The 14,265-nt window shown below is 59.5% G+C and carries 11 protein-coding genes; 5 read left to right on the top strand and 6 right to left on the bottom strand.

All coding sequences use genetic code 11. The features are described from left to right. Nucleotides 1-158 precede the first annotated feature (158 nt). Entirely contained in the window at nucleotides 159-1,208 is a 1,050-nt protein-coding gene (locus AC1EJ1_RS07875) for a hemolysin family protein (RefSeq protein ID WP_070726401.1), read from the bottom strand. Then, entirely contained in the window at nucleotides 1,205-2,542 is a 1,338-nt protein-coding gene (locus tag AC1EJ1_RS07870) for a hemolysin family protein (protein ID WP_092648700.1), read from the bottom strand. Before AC1EJ1_RS07870 ends, AC1EJ1_RS07875 begins: the two co-directional genes overlap by 4 nt. 320 nt (nucleotides 2,543-2,862) lie before the next feature. Here AC1EJ1_RS07870 and AC1EJ1_RS07865 point away from each other — a divergent pair, with 320 nt between their 5' ends. Next, nucleotides 2,863-6,597, top strand: coding sequence for a multifunctional oxoglutarate decarboxylase/oxoglutarate dehydrogenase thiamine pyrophosphate-binding subunit/dihydrolipoyllysine-residue succinyltransferase subunit (locus AC1EJ1_RS07865; protein WP_480295647.1), 3,735 nt, complete (start codon nucleotides 2,863-2,865; stop codon nucleotides 6,595-6,597). Between the two features lie 335 nt (nucleotides 6,598-6,932). Then, nucleotides 6,933-7,535, top strand: a complete 603-nt coding sequence (locus tag AC1EJ1_RS07860; protein ID WP_285015704.1) for a GDSL-type esterase/lipase family protein — start codon at nucleotides 6,933-6,935, stop codon at nucleotides 7,533-7,535. Between the two features lie 34 nt (nucleotides 7,536-7,569). On the opposite strand, the gene AC1EJ1_RS07855 is transcribed toward AC1EJ1_RS07860, so the two are convergent. The 4 genes from AC1EJ1_RS07855 to AC1EJ1_RS07840 all read right to left on the bottom strand — a co-directional run bounded on the left by AC1EJ1_RS07855 (nucleotide 7,570) and on the right by AC1EJ1_RS07840 (nucleotide 11,053). Next, a complete protein-coding gene (locus AC1EJ1_RS07855) occupies nucleotides 7,570-8,979 on the bottom strand; it encodes an Nramp family divalent metal transporter (protein WP_285015707.1) in 1,410 nt (469 codons plus the stop codon). A gap of 790 nt (nucleotides 8,980-9,769) precedes the next feature. Then, the gene (locus AC1EJ1_RS07850; protein WP_371935780.1) at nucleotides 9,770-9,844 is read right to left on the bottom strand and encodes a 50S ribosomal protein bL37; all 75 of its coding nucleotides are present in this window, start codon (nucleotides 9,842-9,844) and stop codon (nucleotides 9,770-9,772) included. A gap of 175 nt (nucleotides 9,845-10,019) precedes the next feature. Then, entirely contained in the window at nucleotides 10,020-10,331 is a 312-nt protein-coding gene (locus tag AC1EJ1_RS07845) for a hypothetical protein (protein ID WP_058237008.1), read from the bottom strand. After that, on the bottom strand, nucleotides 10,328-11,053 hold the full coding sequence (locus AC1EJ1_RS07840; protein WP_285015710.1) for a sigma-70 family RNA polymerase sigma factor: 726 nt from the start codon (nucleotides 11,051-11,053) through the stop codon (nucleotides 10,328-10,330). Before AC1EJ1_RS07840 ends, AC1EJ1_RS07845 begins: the two co-directional genes overlap by 4 nt. Nucleotides 11,054-11,240: 187 nt before the next feature. Between AC1EJ1_RS07840 and AC1EJ1_RS07835 the strand changes: the two genes are divergently transcribed. The 3 genes from AC1EJ1_RS07835 to rsgA are packed head-to-tail and all read left to right on the top strand — an operon-like array spanning nucleotide 11,241 to nucleotide 14,253. After that, a complete protein-coding gene (locus tag AC1EJ1_RS07835) occupies nucleotides 11,241-11,747 on the top strand; it encodes a DoxX family protein (RefSeq protein ID WP_070726395.1) in 507 nt (168 codons plus the stop codon). Then, the gene (locus AC1EJ1_RS07830; protein WP_285015712.1) at nucleotides 11,744-13,183 is read left to right on the top strand and encodes a 3-phosphoshikimate 1-carboxyvinyltransferase; all 1,440 of its coding nucleotides are present in this window, start codon (nucleotides 11,744-11,746) and stop codon (nucleotides 13,181-13,183) included. Before AC1EJ1_RS07835 ends, AC1EJ1_RS07830 begins: the two co-directional genes overlap by 4 nt. Continuing rightward, nucleotides 13,180-14,253, top strand: a complete 1,074-nt coding sequence (rsgA, locus tag AC1EJ1_RS07825; protein WP_285015714.1) for a ribosome small subunit-dependent GTPase A — start codon at nucleotides 13,180-13,182, stop codon at nucleotides 14,251-14,253. Before AC1EJ1_RS07830 ends, rsgA begins: the two co-directional genes overlap by 4 nt. The last annotated feature ends 12 nt before the right edge of the window (nucleotides 14,254-14,265 follow it).

The raw sequence follows: 14,265 nt of genomic DNA, 5'->3' as shown, positions 1-14,265 counted from the left end.
TCACAAAACTATAACGGCCTGTGACCGAGACTAGCTGATGCACTGCCAGATGGGAAGCCTAATCCGCGCGAGACGCACGGGTCATTCATCACATCAGGTCGCCAGTGGGCACCATCACGCACGTTGCATTCCCCCGCCGAGATCTCTGCCGCACAGTGTCACCCGAGCTGTCCGCGCTGCAGGGAATCCCTGACTTCACCGACCAGGTCTTCGAGTATGTCCTCCAAGAACAATACACCGATGACTGCCCCCGATTCCCCCATCACCAGTGCACAGTGTGTCCCCGACTTCTGCATGCGTCGCAGGGCGTCTTCCACCTCGTCATTTTCATGGACGCGATCCATCTTCCGGATCCTCCATGCGGTGATCGGCTCCAGACGCTCCTTTTCAGTATCGGCATAGAGGATGTCCTTGAGGTGAATGTAGCCGATGATTTCGTCGCCGTCTCCAGTCACCGGGAAGCGTGAGAATCCCGTTTGCGCCACGAGGCGCTCGACATCGTTGGGTGTCGCGTCGCGAGGAACCGTGATCAGATCGTCGAGGGCGACCATGTCCGACTTTGCGGTTTCTTCAGAAAACTCGAGTGCTCCGCTGAGCAGTCCCAGGTCGTCCGAGATTGTTCCTTCGCGCTCCGACAGCTTGACGATCGAAGCGACTTCTTCGACGGTGAAGGTCGCGGAAATTTCCGACTGTGGCTCGATTCCGCGGATCTTCAAGAACCAGTTCGCTGCGTTGTCCATTGCATGGATTACACCGTGCAGTACGTGTCCCATCGCGACGAGCGGCGGAGCCAATATCAGCAGCGCGGTGTGCGGCATGGCGATCGAGATGTTCTTCGGCACCATTTCCCCGAACACCACATGCGCGAACAGGACGATCAGGAGGGCCACAACAAACGCGACAACGTGAGCGCTTGCTGACGGCATTCCGATTGCCACCAGCGGGTCGTGAATGAGGTGCGCGATCGCCGGTTCAGCAACGAATCCCAGTGACGTGGAGGCCACCGTAATACCCAGCTGGCAAATCGCCAGCATGAGGGAGACATGTTTGAGCGCGTACATCGCCTGCTTGGCGCCGCGCACGCCTTTGTCACGCAGAGGCTCAATCTGTGATCGCCTGGTCGAGGTGGTGGCGAACTCACCCGCCACGAAGAACGCGTTGATGGCCAACAGCAATATGGTCAGAAAGATGCCAAGTGCGGGGCTCATATCAGCTCATCCTCCTGCTCCTGGTCATCGGTCTGGGGAGGCTCCACTTCAATTTGCGTGACGCGCCGGCCCTGCATCTGCGTGACAGTCAGGCGCACACGATCGACCACCACTGTGTCGCCTGTTTCGGGGACGCGACCAATATTGTCAATGATCAGCCCAGCCAGGGTTTCGTAGCCGCCCTCGTCGGGGACGATAATTCCGAGCCGTTCGGCCAGCTCGTCGGGCCGCAGCCTTCCGGGCACCAGGTACGTGCCGTCAACCTGAGTGCGTATACCGAGGCGACGATGATCATGCTCGTCGGATACCTCTCCGACGATTTCTTCCACGACGTCTTCCAGGGTGACGATGCCGGCAACTCCGCCATACTCGTCCACCACAACAGCCATCTGCAGGCCCTCTTCACGCAGGTGAAGCAGCAGCGGAGCAAGAGACATCGTCTCGGGCACTTTCGGGGCGGGGTTGAGCAGAGAGGACGACAGGACGGACACGTCAGAGCGTTTCTCCCACGGCACAGCAACCGCGCGGCGCAATGAGACAAAACCGAGCACGTCATCACTGTCATCACCAATGACGGGGAAACGCGAGTGACCAGTTTCCTTCGACAGTGCCACGACGTCAGCAGCTACCGCGTCGGATCCAAGCGTGCACAGCAGTCCTCGATCGGACATCACGTCCACGGCGGAGAGCTGACCGACTCGAATAGAGTTCGTGAACAAAGATGCGGTGGAGGTGTCCAGTGTTCCTTCTTCTGCACTGTGACGCACGAGGGCGGCCAGTTCGGACGCCGACCGGGCAGAGGAGATCTCTTCCTGGGGTTCAATGCCTATTAGCCGCAAAATCGCGTTCGCTGTGCCGTTGAGCAGGAAGATGATCGGTTTGCAGATCCACGTGAACGCCATCTGGAATGGCACCACCATACCGGCGGTTTTCAGCGGATGCGCCAGAGCAAGGTTCTTGGGCAGCAGCTCACCGAAGAGCATCGAAAATGCATTGATGAGCACGGCTGAGACGAGTACGCCAATCGTTCCGGCTATGGCGCTGGCCAATCCCACGGATATCAGGCCATCGTTGATCAGTCGGGTCAGAACCGACTGAGTTGTATAGCCCAGCAAAATAGTTGTCAGCGTGATTCCGACCTGGGAACCAGATAGCTGGGTGGACAACGTGCGTGTGGCTTTCAGGACTTGTGCTGCGCGCTTATCGCCTGCTGATGCTCGCCGTTCGACGGATGCCTGGTCAAGTGCAACCAAGGAAAACTCCGAGGACACAAAGATGAAGGTGCCGAATGTCAGCACAACTCCGAGCAGCAAGAAAATGATGTCTAAAACCACGAGACAACCTCATGTGTGTGCGACTGACTGGGCACATCGCTAGGCATCATCAAAGTGAATGTCAAGGGGCAACTGTCACTGTCCATGATGACCAATAGTGTACAGGCAAATGTTCGGGCATGAACAGCGGTGGACATGCGGCGCGGCCACCCTCGTACCAATATGTAAAGGAATAGACAAGTATTGGGTGGGTATTTGGCCAGCACACGCACAGTTTGACAAAAACTCGATAAATTATCTCAATATCGAGAGACTTCCCCACAAAACCCTCTATGCTGGAGGCGAGCAAACCTCACGTTTCCACGATAGGAGTGACCACGGTGGACGCCTCCGATCAACACGAATCAACTCATGAGTCCGAAAAGGATCAGCAGTGGTGGATTGACCACATGAGGGTCCAGTACGACGAGGATCCCAGTTCAGTTGACGACGCCTGGCGCGAGTACTTCAAGGCTGTCGACGCCCTCGAAAAGGCTGACGAAGCCGATGTACGCGTCACAGCTGAAGAGGACATACAAGCCAGCGAACCGGACGGCGACGAAGCCGACCAGACTTCGGCAAGTGACGTTGCCGACGAGTCAGAGGAAGAGCGTCCAGCCAACACGATGCTGGTCACACGATCCGACCTTCCTCCCGCACCACTGGCGCAGACCAGTGAAGCCACCTCGCCCTACACGCGCATGACGGCGGCGCGCGCGGCCACTGAGCTCAATGAGGATGCGCGGACCGAAGATCGTACCGATCTGTTGAAGGGCATTGCACGGGCAACGGCGAAAAACATGGACCAGTCGCTGACGATTCCGACCGCCACATCTGCCCGCCAGGTACCGGCAAAACTGCTGATCGAAAACCGTTCACTGCTCAACCGCCACTTGGCTCGCACGACCGGCGGCAAGGTCTCGTTCACTCACCTGATCGGATACGCGCTGGTGGAAGCCATGTGCGAGATGCCGTCAATGAACGTGCGCTACTCCACCGACAAGAAGGGCCGGCCGCAAATTGAGCGTCTCGCGCACGTCGGTTTCGGGCTGGCGATCGACGTGGCGCAACCCAACGGGAAGCGCTCGCTGATGGTGCCGGTCCTGCAGGAAGCGGACACACTGACATTTCTCGAGTTCGTTGCCGCCTATAACGACACGGTGCGTCGTGCTCGCGATGGTGAACTGACCCCGGATGATTTCCAGGGCGGCACCGTGACCCTGACGAATCCCGGCACGATCGGCACCACGACATCTGTTCCGCGCCTGATGACAGGTCAAGGACTCATCGTCGGTGTCGGCGCGACGAACTACCCCGCCGAATTCGCGGGCGTGTCCCCTCGCCGTCTGGCTCAGCTCGGCATCGGCAAGACGATGTTCCTGTCCTCCACCTATGACCATCGCATTATTCAGGGTGCGGCATCCGGCGAGTTCTTGCGGTTGATGGACAACAAGCTGTCCGGCAAGGACGGATTCTGGGATCGCGTCTTCGATACCTATCATGTCCCCCACCCGCCTTATCACTGGGAGCCTGATCGCGAATACGACATTGAGCGCGAAAAAGGCAAGCCTGCACGTATTGCGGAATTGATTCACGCATACCGCTCGCGCGGGCACCTTGCTGCTGACACTGACCCGCTGGCTTATCGTGTGCGGCGCCATCCTGACCTGGATATCACCAGCTACGGCCTGTCGGTGTGGGATCTGGATCGTCAGTTCCCCACAGGCGGTTTTGGCGGGGAATCCTACATGACGCTGAGGGAAATCCTCGATCGTTTGCGCGATACATATACACGCACCATCGGCATTGAATACATGCACATTCAGGATCCTGAGCAGCGCAAATGGGTCCAAGAGCGCATCGAGAAGCCCTACTCCGTGCCCTCGACTGAGGAACAGCGCCACATTTTGTCTACTCTCAATCACGCGGAGGCATTCGAGGAGTTCCTCCAGACCAAGTACGTCGGGCAGAAGCGGTTCTCACTGGAGGGCGGCGAATCGCTGATTCCACTGCTTGATGCGATCCTGTCGGATGCAGCACAGGCCGGTTTACCTGAGGTGGCTATCGGAATGGCTCACCGCGGCAGGTTGAACGTACTGGCCAACATTGCCGGCAAGTCCTACGGGCAGATCTTCTCTGAGTTTGAAGGCAACGAAAACCCGCAGGACGAAGGCTCCGGCGACGTGAAGTACCACCTGGGCACTGAAGGCGTGTTCAGCCGTGAAGACGGTGTGGCCACCAAGGTGTATCTGGCTGCAAACCCGTCGCACCTGGAGGCCGCTGACGGCGTCCTCGAAGGCATCGTGCGCGCCAAGCAGGATCAGCTCCATGACGATGATTTCTCGGTTGTGCCGATTCTGATCCACGGCGATGCCGCCTTCATTGGCCAAGGAGTCGTGCAGGAAACACTGAACCTGTCTCAGCTCAAGGGATATCGAACCGGCGGCACGATCCACCTGATCGTCAACAACCAGATCGGTTTCACAACCGGCCCGACATCGGGACGCTCAACCCGTTACCCGACGGACCTGGCCAAAGGCCTGCAGGTGCCGATCCTGCACGTCAACGGCGATGATCCCGAGTCAGTGGTGCGCATGGGACATCTGGCAATGGCCTATCGCGAGCGCTTCCATAAGGACGTGATCGTGGATCTGGTGTGCTACCGCCGACGCGGCCACAACGAGGGCGACGATCCGTCGATGACGCAACCCGTCATGTATGAACTGATCCGTCAGATTCCATCAACCCGCACCGTCTACATGCGTAACCTGATCGGACGCGAGCAGCTGACCGAAGAAGAGGTCGAAGCATCCATCAAGGAATACGAAGACGAGTTGAACAAGATCCTCACGCAGACCCGTGAGGAAGGCTGGCAGGTTCCTGAATCCCAGCTGCCTGGCCAGGGCATGATGATCGGTTGGGAATCCCCCGTTCCGGCAGGCGCCATCGAACGCATCGGTGAAGCATTCAACACCTTCCCTGATGGCTTCGTTCCCCATCCCAAGATGCTGAAGCTGTGTGAACGGCGTCAGGAAATGGCGACGGGCACACGCCCGATCGACTGGGGCTTTGGTGAGCTGATCGCTTTGGGCTCGCTGGTCATGGAAGGAACTCCGGTGCGTTTTTCCGGACAGGACGCCCGTCGTGCAACGTTCGTCCAGCGTCACGCGGTTCTGCATGACCACAACAATGGCCGCGAGTTCACTCCGCTCAACTTCCTCACCGACGATCAGGCGATCTTCGAAATCTACGATTCGCCCCTGTCTGAGTACGTCGTCATGGGATTTGAATACGGCTACTCGGTTCAGCGTCCTGATGCGCTGGTCGTGTGGGAAGCACAGTTCGGTGACTTCGCCAATGGCGCCCAGTCAGTGATCGATGAGTTCGTCAGCTCATCTGAGCAGAAGTGGGGACAACGCTCCTCGGTTGTCCTTCTGCTCCCCCACGGCTATGAAGGGCAGGGCCCCGACCACTCGTCAGCGCGCATTGAGCGTTATCTGACTTTGGCCGCCGAAAACAACATGTGGATCTGTCAGCCGTCGACACCGGCACAGCATTTCCACATGCTGCGCACGCAGGCCTACAGGCGCCCTCGTAAACCCCTCATTGCGTTCACGCCCAAGCAGCTGCTGCGTCTGCCCGCAGCCAGCTCGTCGATCGACGATTTCACGTCCGGTCACTTCCTGCCCGTCATTGGCGAGGTCGACCAGCGCGTCACCGATGTCAATCGCGTGGTGTTGTGTTCAGGCCGTCTCTACTACGACCTGGTCAAGGAACGTGAGGCGAAGGAAGCATGGTCGACTGCGATCGTGCGTGTCGAGCAGTACTACCCCAAGCCGATCGATGAGATTCGTGAGCAGCTGGATCGCTACCCGGGTGCTGAGGTTGTGTGGGCGCAGGATGAGCCCCGCAACCAGGGCGCGTGGCCGTTCATGGCGCTTAACGTGTTCACCGAACTGGGCGTGCAGCCCATCGTGGTGTCGCGTCCTGCGTCCGCTTCCCCTGCGGCAGGCCGGGCCTCCACCCACAAGCGCCAGCTCGCTGAACTGCTCGCCACACTCTTTGGCGAGGACTGACCTGCTCGCTTCATAGACGCCTCGTGCTCCTCGATTTGCGCCTCTCGCGCTCGAGGGGCACTTGGCATGTGAGCTCCGCTTCTGTACCATCCGCCCCGTCATCTAAGCAGGACTCTGGGCATTTAGCGCGCGGGCCTGAATCTGCGGAACTTCTTCCTCACTCCTCACAGGCCCGTGCACAGCTGGTGTGTGAACCTCGATCTGCGGAGCTTCTTCGTCGTTCCCACATACCTTTGAACACCTGTCGGGCCAGAATCTGACCTGCCAGCTTGCGTTACGTGTGATGGGCGCTGCGAGCGGCTAATCTAGTGGAAGGTGCATGAAGGAGGAAACCAGTGAAGCGCATCTGCGTGATCGGTGATGACTTGGTTGCCGGAACCGGTGACCCCCGGGCCTTGGGGTGGGTTGGACGCGTCATTGCACGCACCCGTTTTGCCTCAGCCCCCGCCGTCATGCCCCTCGCCGTTCCTGGAGAAACAACCGCAGGTCTCGCTGCCAGGTGGGAAAGTGAAGTCAACGCGCGGATTTCCTCATCCGACACATTGCACATGGTGGTAGCCGTTGGTGCGGCCGACGTGCCCAGTGGGTTATCCACACCGCGGTCACGCCTGAATCTGGCCAATATTGTGGACCGTGCGCGCGAGCGCGGCATCTCCACGCTTGTGGTCGGCCCACCGCCTCTGGCCGGAGCCCAGCAGCAGCAGCTGGCGGCCCTTGACCGAGCATGTGCGGAAGTGTGTGACCGCCGGGGTATCACCTACGTGACGTGCCTGGAGCCCCTGGTCGCACATGACCAGTGGATCGCTGACATGGCCGCATCCACTGCCCGCTCCCCCCATGAGCTCACGTTGCCGGCGCAAGCCGGATACGCGCTGATGGCGTACCTGGTTCTTCACCAAGGCTGGTTTGAGTGGGTGGACGCTGACCCGATGCCGTAACACCCTGCCGGCCGCGGCGAGGTTGCCGCGCTGATCAGAGCCACCCTCCAACGATTTCGAGGATCAGTTTCAGGTTGAGGATTGTCAGCACGATGGTGGACACCCATCCCAGGATTGCGACCCATTTCGCGTTGACGAAGCGCTCCCCCATGATTTTCTTCGACGATGTCAGCCACACCAGCGGCACCATTGAAATCGGCAATGCGATGCACAGGAATACCTGCGATCCCACCAGGAGTTCTTCGAGGGCGACCTCGGAACCATTAAATGCAATCGTGCAGACCAACACAGGAATCACAGTGATGACGCGGGTGATGACGCGGCGCGCCCACAGCGGAATGCGCAGCCTGATGAAACCCTCCATCACGATCTGGCCCGTCAGCGTGCCGGTAATCGTTGAGTTCTGGCCCGAGGCCAGCAGTGCGACAGCGAAGAGCGTGGACAGAACCGGGCTGGCAACTGTACCTGCCAGCGAGGGATCCTGGAGCGCATCGTAGAGCGAGCCGAATGTGGACAGGTCCTCGCTGGAACCGAAGAAGAGCGCAGCACCCAAAAGCAGCAGGAGGCAGTTGATCACGAACGCTGCACCCAGCTGGATGTTCGAATCCCACGTAGCGAAACGTACGGCGCGAGCCTGGTCGCCCTCGTCATGTCGGTTGTAGGAACGAGACTGCACGATGGATGAATGCAGATACAGGTTGTGGGGCATGACGGTTGCGCCCACAATGCCAAGTGCCATGGTGAGTTCGCCGCGGCTCAGCGTCTGGGGTGACGGCAGGAAACCCTTCGCCATGTCGGGGATGCTGGGTTGCGCAAGGATGACCTCGTACAGGAAAACCGCCATGATCGTCAGAATCAGCGTGACGACGATGGCCTCAATCTTCCTGAAACCGACGCTCATCAGCAGCAAGAGCAGCAGCACGTCGAGGACGGTGATGAGGACACCGACGATGAGCGGCAGTCCAAACAATAAGTGCAAGGCGATAGCTGCGCCGATGACTTCCGCCAGGTCGGTCGCCATGATGGCGAGCTCGGTGACGACCCATAGGACGAGCCCGAGTGTGCGCGAGGTGTGGGCGCGCGTAGCCTGCGCCAGGTCCATGCCGGCAACGATGCCAAGTTTGGCTGCCATGTACTGCAGCAGCATCGCGATCAGCGAGGAAACCAGAATGACGTTGAGCAGCAGATACCCGTATTGCTGACCGCCGCCGATGGAAGTTACCCAGTTGCCCGGATCCATGTAACCTACCGCGACCAGGGCGCCCGGGCCCGAAAAAGCGAAGAGTTGGCACAGGAAGCTCGCATTCTTATCAGGGATCGCCACAGTTCCGTTGATCTCCTGCAGAGACGGCCCGTTAGCAAGGGTCACTAAATGCCGGCGACCGTCTGTGCGCGGTGCTGCATCGTCGCGTCCAGTCGTGCGCACTCCACTCTCACGTTTCACGTGCACTTTCTCTTTCACTTTACCAATCCCTCGGTGCGAGGAGGAATCCCCTCAAACGCCTGGCCTCGAATAAGCCCAGGCAGCTTCCCAGACCCACGGCATAGAACCATTTGTAGAACCTCACGGGTATACGATACCTCTTTTTCGGCTACCCGGAATTCATCTCGAGATGTCTGCGCCACACTTCACAGCGCCTGTCATGACCTAGGACCAGCGACCCCAAAGTGGATCTCTCGATACACATACCCCTAGATTTAAGGTCTCTCGTTGCACATACCCCTAAATTTGACTCGCAAAATGCACATACCCCTAGATAAAGCGTCAGCGGAGATGCATACAGACACACTCATGGCCCGTGACCAGCGCTTTTGAAAACTCGCCCAAGGACAGGCTTATTATTTCCAGGGGTTCGTGCACAAAAAAGCGAAGATCTAGGGGAATGTGCACCTACCCAAGTTAGATCTAGGGGAATGTGCACCTGCCCAAGTTAGATCTAGGGGAATGTGCACCTACTCGAGCTAGATCTGCGCTTGCGGAGCCGAATGTCAGCCCTTCAAGTCCACAACCGGCGTGTACCGCTCACGCCATACAGACATTCGCGCATTAACCCACATTTCGGGCATTAACCCGGTATTAACCCCATTCCAACGCGCTCCCCGCCCGCGACCGCCTGTCGCCCCAGGCACATAAAAAAGCCCAGCACCATGAGATGCTGGGCTTTACTCGCACGGCCTCAGGATCGTGAGATCCGGTCAGTGACGTGCGTCAGATTAGCTTGCTCGCACACCAACTAGCAGTTGGGACGCTTGCCATGGTTGGCAGCGTTCTTGCGACGTGCACGGCGCTTACGACCACGCTTCGACATCACGGCCTCCTCAAATTGTTGAATCAACTTGCCCAGTTTTCCATAGACTGACCCAAGTCACAAATATCTCAGGCTAATCGAAACCAATCTCACGTCCCCGGCCTTGGTACTCTCCTCCACTGCCCCGGCATTCACGCCCGTCGACCCTGGCTCTCAGGTCCACAAGCCCTGCCAATTACTCCTGTTCATACACGCTGCAGATCCGCATCCGCAGCGATTCAGGCGCACGCACCGTGCGCGCCAAGTAGGCCCGCTTGAGCATCTGCCGGAACTGGCGCTCACGTTGGATGGCTCGCTGACAGGTCTGACAGCGCTGCACATGAGCAACCAACAGCTCAGCCGCCCGCTCATCCAACGCTTCGATCGGGATCGCGCGCGCAGCGTCGCCCTCGTCGTGACAATCCGACCACGTGCGCATCTCGACATCCACGATCTCGCCGACGTGTGCACGCAGTTGGGAACAGGTGATGTGAATGAGTGATCTCATGCGTTGTCTCCTATCCCGTATTCGCGCGCAAGGCCTGCCAAAGATTTCCTCAATGCCGCCCTGCCGCGATGCAGACGCGACATTACCGTGCCGATTGGAATGTCCAGCGTCTGAGCGATTTCTTTGTAACTGAGCTGCTCGACGTCCGCCAGCCACACGACCACTCGGTAGTCCTCTGACAAGTCCTCCATCGCGTCGCGTACCTGGTCGGACGGAATGCGGTCAAGTGCTTCGGCTTCAGCTGAGCGCAATCCCTCTTCCGAATGAGACGCGGCATCGACCAGCTGCCAGTCCTCCACCGTTTCCGTGCCCGAGCGTTTCGGGGAGCGCTTGGCCTTGCGGTAGTGCGTGATATACGTGTTGGTCAGGATCCGGTACAGCCAGGCCTTGATATTCGTGCCCGGCTTGTACTGGTCGAACTTTGCGTAGGCTTTCTCAAATGTTTCCTGCACTAGGTCCTCAGCATCAGCCCGGTGGCGCGTCATCGACAGTGCCGCGCCGTAGAGCTGGTCAAGCAGCGGGAGTGCTTCAGCCTCGAAACGTTCCTTCTTCCCCACCGGCGCAGACTCTTTAAGCGCAGATCCATTGGCCACAGACTCATTGACGAGGGTGCCCTGCCCGCCGTCAGATTCACCATCCACGCGCGTCGACGGATCCAGATCCGCAGCCGTTTCAGCAGCGGTATCCTCGGCGCTGTGGGTGTGAGTGAACGTGTGTGCCATCAGCATCCACATTAGTGCCAAATGGCCGGCTAGGCCGGTCACACCCACCTGATATCGCGTGTCACCTGCCTGAAAAGCCCCGCGGATGCTCTGTTGCCTCATATACTTCATAACGAGCGGGGAACTGAATTTGTTCCATCGCTTCTTCACAGTCGCCAGATCATCCAGAAGGGCAGACCATAGGATCATGAATATTCTTCGCCTAGTCGCACGACCATTGCTCGCACTCCCATTCATTGCAACCGGGGTGAGCGCAATCAGGAATCCTGACGAACACGTGGAGCGCATTGAACCGGCACGTCCGCTGCTTGACAAGACCGGCCTGACGCTGAGCGATGGCCAGCTCAAACTTGCCACACGCGCACTGGGCGGCGTGACCGCTGTCGCCGGAGTGTCACTGGCTCTGGGCAAGGCCACACGAACCTCTGCAGCGGTATTGGCTCTGACCTCCATCCCTCTGGCTCTGGTGAACAACCCCGTGTGGACGGAGGGAACCCCCGATCAGCGCGCTGCGTGGAGGAACGGCCTGATCAAGGATTTCGCTTTGTTCGGCGGCCTGGTCATCGCCTCGACCGACCGTGAGGGTCGCCCATCCGCAACGTGGAAGCTGCGCAACTGGGCCGATCACCGCTCCGAGCTGCGTGCGGCACGAAGTCAGGCATGGGATGACGCTTCGGAGGTCTATCAGGCATGACGGCGGGGGCTTTGCTTCCCCTCTGGTCCGCGCCTTTCATCGAACCTCACCGGCGAATCGATGCCAGCGTCACAGTTCCCGGTTCAAAATCGCTGACCAATCGTGCATTCATTCTGGCCGCTCAGAGTACGAATGAGTGTGTGATCGACGGAGCTTTGGATTCGCGTGACACACGCCTGATGGCCGATGCGCTCGAACAATTGGGCTGCACTGTCGATTGGGATTCCACAGGATCGGCGCGCGTGCGTCCCTCTCGGCACACGATGGGCGAGGCGCGCGCACACATTGACTGCGGCCTTGCCGGAACCGTCATGCGTTTCGTGCCCGCCCTGTGCGCCGCGGCCGGCGTGCACGCGTTTTTTGACGGCGACGAGGGAGCACGCGTACGCCCTCTGGATGCACTCCTGAGCGCTCTGACCAGTGCCGGCGCTCGTATCACCTGTCATGGCGAACCAGGTTTCCTGCCTTTCGAACTCGACGGGATTCCCGCTGATATTTGCGGCAGTGATGGCGTGACCAACCGCCATGCACCGATGACGATTGACGTTGATACACACGAGTCGTCACAATTTGCCTCAGCGCTGCTGTTGAGCGCTCCCCTGCTCGCCACCCGTATGAACAGGCCGGTTCAGATTCGACTCACTGGCCGGGTGGTGTCTCTGCCGCACATTCAGATGAGCGTGCGGACCCTCCAGGAATGGGGTGTGACCGTTCGCTCCGGCACAGACGAGGGTGGCCTGAACGGCCCTGACAGTGCGACCTGTGGCAGCACAACACCAACCGACGCACAGGCTCCCTCGTGGATTATTGAGCCGGAGCTACCGATCCTGAGCCGCGTTGCCATCGAGCCCGACCTGTCGAACGCCGGGCCGTTCATCGCTGCTGCTCTGGTCACCGGTGGGCAGGTGCGAATCCCGCACTGGCCCGTGCACACGACGCAACCCGGTGACGCGTTTCGTCAGATCGCTCAGCAGATGGGTGGGCAGGTCAACGTGGATGCCGACGAGATCCTCTGCGTGAAGGGCCCTGAGCGTGGCCGGTTGCTCGGCGTTAACCGTGATATGAGTGACATCGGTGAGCTGACGCCGACCGTGGCGGCGCTGGCAGCTGTCGCATCGACCGAGTCGCATCTATCGGGAATCAGTCATCTGCGAGGGCATGAAACGGATCGTGTGAGCGCTCTGCGCACCGAGATCGAGCGACTGGGCGGTGACGTAACAGAGTACCCTGATGCGCTGACGATTCGCCCGCGAGCGCTCCACGCAGCGGACCTGCACACGTATCACGATCACCGCATGGCGACGTTCGGAGCAATCATCGGACTGGTGGTGGACGGCGTGCGCGTCTTCGATATTGGGACGACAGGTAAGACACTGCCTGATTTTGTCGCGTTGTGGCAGGCGACGGTCGCATCGGCCGAAAGTGGGGATCAGTGAACAGACGCGATATCGGCACTGATGATCCGCGGGTGCGAGTGCGTCCTGGTCGAGGATCCCGGCCGCGCACCAAGAAGCGCCCGGACTGGTCGACCCGCCCGCTGGGTCGCGTTATTGCGATTAACCGCGGGCGTTTCATTGTTGCCGCCGATAGCGGTGTACGCATTGTTGCAGTGCAGGCTCGCGAGCTGGGTCGCGGCTCTGTCGTTGTCGGTGACCGAGTGCGGCTGACGGGAGACCTGTCGGGTGCGAAAGATACTCTGGGGCGCATCGTCGCTGTTGAGGAGCGCTCATCGGTGCTGCGGCGCTCGCGTGAGGATGTGCCTGAACAGCGCGAGAAGATCATCGTGGCAAACGCGCAGCTGATGGTGATCGTTACGGCGCTGGCCAGTCCGCCGCCTCGGATCGGGATGATTGACCGGTGTCTGGTTGCCGCACATGAGGCAGGTATGGAATCCCTCGTCGTCCTGACGAAGTCTGACCTGGCGCCTGCTGACGACATTATTCGTACCTACGACGGCTTTGGTGTCCCCTTTGTCGTGACGACAGCAACAGGAACCGATGAAGGCGGCTGTGGGCAGGTCACGACTGGTTTGGAGGAACTGCGCGCTCACGTGGAAGGCAGGACGTCGGTGCTCGTCGGCCATTCGGGAGTGGGTAAGTCCACGCTCATCAATGCGCTGGTACCCGATGCGCATCGCAGTGTGGGTCACGTCAATGCCGTGACTGGACGAGGGCGGCACACGTCCACGTCGTTGGAAGCTTTCATGTTGCCGTCAGGCGGGTGGGTGATTGACACGCCCGGTGTCCGTTCCTTCGGCCTGGCCCACGTTGACGAATCCGATGTACTGGCGGTGTTCCCTGAGCTGAAGGATGTGTGTTCGTGGTGCTTGCCGATGTGCACGCATCTGGAGTCGGAGCCTTCATGCGCGCTGGACGCATGGATCAGTGGGCAGGAACCTTTCAACGCGCAACCGGTCAGCAGTGACGAATCGGACAGGCGGCGCAGGATTGTCGATTCGGCGCGCCGACTTCTCGAGTCCACGGCTAGCGCAAGAGCTCACCACTGACGCGCGCCGATC

The sequence above is a fragment of the Pauljensenia sp. C0170B4 genome (genome assembly GCF_056590235.1).
Note: the sequence above shows the minus strand (reverse complement) of the source record. Positions and strands in the feature narration are given on the sequence as shown.